The sequence below is a fragment of the Streptomyces sp. NPDC001156 genome (assembly GCF_053598275.1).
Genome location: NZ_JBSFJX010000545.1, coordinates 1 through 1,320, shown reverse-complemented (window position 1 = coordinate 1,320; position 1,320 = coordinate 1). Strand labels below are relative to the sequence as shown.

The 1,320-nt window shown below is 71.2% G+C and carries 1 protein-coding gene; it reads left to right on the top strand.

The window, feature by feature from the left end:
• Nucleotides 1–67: 67 nt before the first annotated feature.
• Nucleotides 68–1,312, top strand: coding sequence for an IS701 family transposase (locus ACWDA7_RS53005; protein WP_450615413.1), 1,245 nt, complete (start codon nucleotides 68–70; stop codon nucleotides 1,310–1,312).
• Nucleotides 1,313–1,320 lie beyond the last annotated feature (8 nt).

Sequence of the window (1,320 nt, the reverse complement as noted above, 5' to 3'; positions counted from 1 at the left end):
CCCTTCAGTCGTAGATCTGGGTGCCCGCTGTAGTTCGTCGATCTCCTGAGACGGGTAACTGCGGTGTATGAAGGCGGAGTTACTGGACATCCCGCCGGTCGTCACGGACCGGGAGTGCGCCGAGGGCGTCGCCGATCGGTTGGAGGGCCTGCTGCTGGAGGTCAACGGCATCTTCCCGCGGGTGGATCTGTGGGGCCGGGCCGCCGCGTGTGTGCGGGGTCTGCTGGCTCCGTTGTCTCGCAAGAACGGCTGGCAGATCTCGGAGTACGTTGGCGAGCCTTCCCCCTGGGGGCAGCAGCATCTGTTGGACCGCGCGGTGTGGGATGCGGATCGGCTGCGGGACTTCACCCGCCGCTACGTGGTGGCGGGGTTGGACGACGGTGGGATCGGGGCCGGTCCGGGTGGGGCGGGGGTGCTGGTGGTCGACGAGACCGGTTTCGCCAAGCGGGGTCTGGCCTCGGCCGGGGTGGCGAGGCAGTACTCGGGCGCGCTGGGCGGGGTCTTCCCCTGCCAGGTCGGGGTGATGGCCGCGTGGGCTACCGGCGTGGGGCAGGCGTTGATCGACCGGGAGCTGTACGTACCCAAGGAGTGGATCGAAGATCGTGAGCGGTGCCAGGCGGCGCGCATCCCCGACGAGGTTGGCTTTGCGGTCAAGCCGCGCCTGGCCGAGCGGATGATCGCCCGGATACTGCCGGACCTCCCGGCCGGGCGGGTGTGGGTGGCCGCGGACGAGGTCTATGGCCGCGACGGGGCCTTCCGCCGCACCCTCGAAGAGCTTGGACTGCCGTATGTGGTGACCGTCCAGGCAAACCAGAGCGTGCTGCCCCGTCCCGGCTGGCGCCACCTCGCCCGGCTGGTGGAGCGGCACGCGGCCGAGGAGGAGTGGGTCGAGCTGCCCGCCGGCCCCGCCCAGCTGGACTCGCGGACTTGGCAGTGGTGGGTGCGCCGGATCCCGGCCCCGGACGCCGCCGTCGGCAGCGGTTTCGCCCGCTGGCTGCTGGCCCGACGCCGCCCGGAAAGCCCTGAGGATCGGGACTACTACCTGGGCTGGGGACCGGAGGAGGTGCCGGTGGAGGAGCTGGTGTTGGTCCCGGGTGCCCGCTGGCGGGTAGAGGAGGCGATCAAACTGGCGAAGTCCGCGGCGGGCATGGCCGACTACGAGGTACGCCACTTCCACGGCTGGTACCGGCACGTGAGCCTGTCCCAGCTGGCCGCGGCGTTCTTGGCGGTGCAGGCTGCCGACCAGCGGCGCGGCGACGGCGGCGAGGAAAGCAAGGACGCCAAGGGGGCCCACACAGGGGGCACAGACTGACCCCACCG

Bases quoted from the DNA above. Each gene is read 5' to 3' on its own strand.
- ACWDA7_RS53005 (WP_450615413.1), top strand. From the start codon at position 68: ATGAAGGCGGAGTTACTGGACATCCCGCCGGTCGTCACGGACCGGGAG.